Genomic DNA, 5,428 nt, shown 5'->3' on the forward strand with positions numbered 1-5,428 from the left:
AACAGCTTCCGGCGCGGTGGGAGGGCAACTTCGGCCTCATGATCTTGTCACCGCACGCCGTACGAAGCGGATCATGCGGCTGGCCAAATCAGCAAACAATCGGCACAATCATATTTATTCATATAGTAATTGAATGAATGGATCGGCATGGACATTACGCTGAAGCAGCTTCGAGCCTTCGTCACCGTCGCCAATCTGGGGCAGTTCACCCTGGCCGCCGACAGGCTCGGCTCCTCGCAGTCGGCGGTGAGCACGCTGGTGCGACAGCTGGAGCAGAACTTGAAGCTGCGTCTGTTCGACAGGCACACGCGCCTCTTGCGGCTTACGCAGGCGGGCATGGACATCTTGCCGGTTGCCGCCCGTGCCGTCGCCGACATCGACGGGATGGTGGAAAGCTCGCGCGAGTTGAATGCGCTCAGACGTGGCAAGGTTTCGATCGCGGCCGGCACCGTGCAGGCCGCATTGATGCTGCCGCAACTCGTCAACTCTTTCACCAGGCTCTATCCCGACATAACCGTCGCGCTGCATGACGTGGCGGAGATAGCCGTCTTGGAACAGGTGACAAACAGTTCGGTGGACCTCGGCATCGGAACTGTGCCGGAGGACGACACGGAACTGATGGGTACCCGGCTGACAACCGACGAATTCCTCATCGTCCTTCACCCGGACGACCCGCTGGTCCGGCTGCGCGAGATCCGTTGGACCGATCTGGTCGACCGCAAGCTGATCGGTCCGCACCGCGGCAATCCGATAAGGGACCGCCTCGAAAGCGAACTGGCGCGCAACGGTATCGTGCTGCCGTTCGACAAGGCGATGCAGGAGGTGGCTTTGCCGCTGACGATTATCGGCATGGTCGAGGGCGGGCTCGGCGTCGCGATCATGACATCGGCGGTCACGCGGCTTGCGACGTCCATGGGCCTCGTCGTGCGCACCCCGACCGAACCACACATCAAGCGCGAAGTCAGCCTGATCCAGAAACGCACGCGCTCGCTCTCTCCCGCTGCCCGACGGTTTCGCGACTTCCTGGTGAAGTCCGTGCACTAGCGCTTCAGGAAATGGACAGCGTGTTGGGCCTGGTTGTTGCGGTACCGGTTTGACCATCGGCGATTTCCGGCGTTATCTGGCTGCGCTGCTGGACCGCGAAACGGCGGGCAGGCAGGGCGCAGCGTTCGCTGTGCGCGGCGGGCTTTCGGCCGGCCGCCGCTCCCAGCTCAAGCCAAACCAGGAGCTTCCATGGCGCATTCCCTGAAAAGCAGTACCGAGGCGGCACGGTCGAACCGGCCCGACCTTTCCACCGACGCCATCCGCAGCGCCAGAGAAGATCTGGCGGCCTGCTTCCGCATGGCGGCGCGCAACGGTTTCGAAGAGGGCATCTGCAACCATTTTTCCGCCGTCGTGCCCGGCCACGACGACCTCTTCATCGTCAATCCCTACGGCTATGCCTTTCGCGAACTGACGGCCTCGAAGCTGCTTGTGTGCGATTTCAATGGCACCGTCATCGATGGTGACGGCGCACCGGAGGCGACCGCTTTCTACATCCACGCCGAAATCCATCGTCGGCTGCCACGCGCAAAGGTCGCCTTCCACACGCACATGCCCTATGCGACCGCCCTGTCCATGACCGAGGGCGCCCCGTTGATCTGGGCCGGTCAGACGGCGCTGAAATTCTACGGTCGCACCGCTGTCGACGAAAACTATAACGGCCTTGCCCTCGACCATCGGGAAGGCGCCCGCATTGCAGCCGCAGCAGGCGATGCCGACATTGTCTTCCTGAAACACCACGGCGTACTGGTGCTGGCGCCGACAGTCGCCGAGGCCTGGGACGATCTCTACTATCTGGAACGGGCGGCCGAAGTGCAGGTGCTTGCAATGTCCACCGGCCGAGAGGTGCTGCCGGTCGACCCCGGGATCGCCGAGGCCGCCTACCGGCAAATGCGTGAAGGCGATCCTGAGTCCGCCAGGGCCCATCTTGCCGCCATCCGCCGGCAACTCGACGCCGAGGAGCCGCAATACAGGCACTGAATGCGAACCGGGCCGATGTCAAAAGCCGATCGTATCGGCCCGTTCTTGATACCGGTCAACCGGTTGATCAGACATCTCTTTCGGTGACGTTGGCAATGCTCGTGCGTTGCCTTGCCATCGGCGATTATTGCGATCCATTTATCAAACAATTGAAATAATGAATTTGTTTGAATTAAAGGCACGTGCTTAGTCTTCCCTCATAACAACAAGGTGGGGACGACATGGTACGTGAAAATCCAGCTGCGTTGCTCGCAAGACTGACCCCCGGTCAGTCTTTTGCGCTTACGGGCGGAACCGTCATAAACGATGACGGCTCGCAGTCGGCAAGCGACATCATCGTCGGCGCCGACGGGCGCATCACGGTCGTCGAGCCCTTTCTCGACACCGGTTCCTGCGGCGCCTGCATAGACATTTCCGGCATGCTCGTTTCGCCGGGCTTCGTCGACGCACACCAGCATCTCGACAAGACGGGAGTGCTGCGGTTTACGCCCAATCCTTCCGGCACGCTCCAAGGCGCCCGCGAAGCCTTTGCGAAATATGCCCGCACCGCCGGCCCCGACGACATTCACAAGCGCGCGACACGCACGATCGGGCGATGTCTTTCCCGCGGCACGACCGCGATCCGCAGCCACATCAACGTCGACAAGGATGCCGGTTTCCACGGCATCGAGACGCTGGCCGCCATTCGCGATGCCGAAAAGCAACGCATCACGCTTCAGCTTGTCGCCTTCATGACGCCGCATCCCGGCCAGGACTTCGAATGGCTCGGCAACAACATCGACGGCGCGGTTGCACTTGCCGACGCTGTCGGTGGAACGCCCGCCGTTTCCGAGGACCCGCCGCGTTACCTCGACATCCTGTTTTCCGCCGCGGTGAAATCCGGCAAGCCGATCGATCTGCACCTTGACGAGCACCTCAATGCCGGCGTGCACCTCCTCGATGCCGCACTCGACCGCGTCGAGCGCTTCGGCATGCAGGGTCGTACCGTGTTCAGCCACGTCTCGGTCTTAAGCGCCCTGCCCCGTCGGGAGTTCCAGCGGATAGCCGAGCGCCTGAACAAACTGGACGTCGGTGTCGTAACGCTGCCGGCCGCAAATCTCTATCTGCAAGGCCGCGACTACGAGATGCTGCCGCCGCGCGGGCTGACGCGCGTCGCCGAGCTCTATCGTGCCGGCATCACCATCGCCACCGCCTCGGACAACATCCAGGATCCGTTCGTTCCGACCGGCTCAGGCGACATGCTGGAAATCGCCCGCTGGACCCTGCTTGCCGGGCATCTGCGTGGAGACGAGCTCGCCGCCGCGCACACCATGATCACGACCGCCCCTGCCCGACTGATGGGGCTTGCCAAGGACTATGGCCTCAAGCCCGGCGCACGCGCCGACTTCGTCATTACCGACTGCATCGATACCGACACGCTGGTTGCCGGCGGTCCGGATAAGGCATTCGTCTTTTCGAACGGGCGCCTCGTCTCGCAGAGCACGACTGAAAATATCCGCCTGAAGGAGGACGCATAAAAGGGAACGGCTGCTCCGGGGGGATTGGAACTGCAATCTAATGGGAGGAATGAAATGATTATTGAGATTTCGCGTCGTTCACTGCTTGCGTCCACACTCGGACTGGCCCTTGCCGGAACCTTCTGGCTGGACCACGCGCGGGCCGAAGACTTCAAGATGGGCCTGCTGGTGCCCGGTAGCGTTTCCGAAGAGGGATGGAACCGGATCGGCTACAATGCGCTCAAGGGCGTGGAGGAACAGCTTGGCGCCAAGATCAGCTATGTCGAGCTGCAACAAAACCCGGCCTCGTTCGAGAAGGCGTTTCGCGACTATGCCAGCCAGGGCTACAAGGTCATCCTTGGCCACGGCTTCGAGTTCCAGGACGCCGCACGGGACGTCGCGGTCGATTACCCGGACACCTATTTCCTGATTTCATCGAGCGCGATCCACGAAGGCAACGTCATCGGGCTCAACACCGATACCAGCCAGCCCTTCTACCTGATGGGCGTCATCGCCGCGAAAATGGGCGGCAAGGCGGGCCTTGTCGGCGGCATGGAAATCCCGCCGATCCAGCAGGCTTTCGCCGGCTTCAAGAACGGCGCAAAAAGCGTCAATCCGAATTTTCCGATCAGCGAAGCCTATATCGGCAACTTCACCGACACGACGGCTGCCAAGGAAGCGGCGCTCAGCATGATCTCGCAAGGCGCTGACTTCGTCGTGCCGAACGCTTCGGGCGCCACCGTCGGCGGCTACCAGGCGATTGCCGAATCCGGCCCGGACGTGCGCTCCTTCTCGATATTCAGCGACTTTACCGAGGTAGCGCCCAACAACATCCTGGGGCTCTACGTCGCCGATTATGCTCAAGGCGTGGTCGAGGTGGTTCGCGCGATCAAGGAAGGCCACCCGCCGACGGAGAACGTGGTCTTTGGCCTGAAGGACCCGAAGGTCATCTCGTTTACCTTCCGCGACGACGGCCCGGTCTCCGTGCCGGAGGATGTCCGCGCCGAAGTCAAGGCAATCAGCGCCAAGATCGCCGCCGGCGAGATCAACACCGGCGCAGAATAGCCGGCTCCATGCTGCGGCAGGAAATCCGGCCGCAGCCCTTCCCGCGTCACACCAATATCCGGACACACCCATGGCTGAGATAAACCAGGGAGTGCGTGAGACCGTGAATTCTCAAGCAGCCCAAGCTTTCTACAGGACACTCTCGCAAGCTGCGATCAGCGCCCTGACACCCATCGCGGCGGTTCTGGTCGCACTCGCCTTCGGCGCCCTCCTGCTCTGGCTCAACGGCTTCAACGGCAGCGACGTCGTCACCGTCATGGTCTTCGGCTCGTTCCAGGACCTGCGCTCGGTCGGAGAAATTCTCCTGAAGGCGACGCCGTTGATCCTGATCGGCGCGGGGCTCTGCGTCGCGTTCCGCTGTTCGATCTGGAACATCGGCGCCGAAGGCCAGCTCTATGTCGGCGCGATCGCCGCAACCCTTGTCGGCACCAGCATCGACGGTCTTTCCGTCTGGGTGCACGCGCCGCTGGTGATGCTGGCGGGAGCACTGGCGGGTGCGGCCTGGGCCGGCATTGCCGGCTATCTGAAGGTGCGCTTCCAGGCGAGCGAAATCGTCACCACGATCATGCTCAACTATATCGCTCTCATCCTCACGAGCTATCTCGTCACCGGTCCTATGCGTGACGCAAGTGCCGCCTATCCGCAATCGGCAAGGCTGGTGCGCGAGGCCTGGACGCCGCGCCTGGTGACCGACCTCAGGCTTCACATCGGCATCCTCGTCGCGGTGGTGCTGGCCGTTGCGCTCTACATTTTTCTGCGAAGAAGCAGCCGCGGCTTTGCGCTGCGTGTCGTCGGCCTCAACCCCCATGCCGCCCGCTATGCCGGCATGAACGTCGCGCGAAACG

General features: G+C 62.2%; 5 protein-coding genes. All 5 read left to right on the forward strand.

Annotation, left to right across the window (positions count from 1 at the left end):
• Positions 1-147 precede the first annotated feature (147 nt).
• Positions 148-1,044 carry a LysR family transcriptional regulator gene (locus VGO04_RS20020; protein WP_327497715.1) on the forward strand — a complete coding sequence of 299 codons (897 nt, stop codon included), beginning with the start codon at positions 148-150 and terminating at the stop codon, positions 1,042-1,044.
• Between the two features lie 189 nt (positions 1,045-1,233).
• Positions 1,234-2,022, forward strand: coding sequence for an aldolase (locus tag VGO04_RS20025; RefSeq protein ID WP_327497716.1), 789 nt, complete (start codon positions 1,234-1,236; stop codon positions 2,020-2,022).
• Between the two features lie 221 nt (positions 2,023-2,243).
• Entirely contained in the window at positions 2,244-3,539 is a 1,296-nt protein-coding gene (locus VGO04_RS20030; protein ID WP_327497717.1) for an amidohydrolase family protein, read from the forward strand.
• Positions 3,540-3,599: 60 nt separating this feature from the next.
• Positions 3,600-4,583 (forward strand): BMP family protein, encoded by a 984-nt coding sequence (locus VGO04_RS20035; protein ID WP_327497719.1) that lies wholly within the window; start codon positions 3,600-3,602, stop codon positions 4,581-4,583.
• Positions 4,584-4,653: 70 nt separating this feature from the next.
• Positions 4,654-5,428: ABC transporter permease (locus tag VGO04_RS20040; protein ID WP_327497718.1), on the forward strand; the 775-nt coding region annotated here is incomplete at its 3' end.

It is taken from the genome of Ensifer sp., from assembly GCF_035999185.1.
Classification (GTDB): Bacteria; Pseudomonadota; Alphaproteobacteria; order Rhizobiales; family Rhizobiaceae; genus Ensifer.

Excerpts from the sequence above, each read along its gene's own strand:
- VGO04_RS20020 (WP_327497715.1), top strand. The coding sequence starts at position 148 with ATGGACATTACGCTGAAGCAGCTTCGAGCCTTCGTCACCGTCGCCAAT.
- VGO04_RS20025 (WP_327497716.1), top strand. The coding sequence starts at position 1,234 with ATGGCGCATTCCCTGAAAAGCAGTACCGAGGCGGCACGGTCGAACCGG.
- VGO04_RS20030 (WP_327497717.1), top strand. The coding sequence starts at position 2,244 with ATGGTACGTGAAAATCCAGCTGCGTTGCTCGCAAGACTGACCCCCGGT.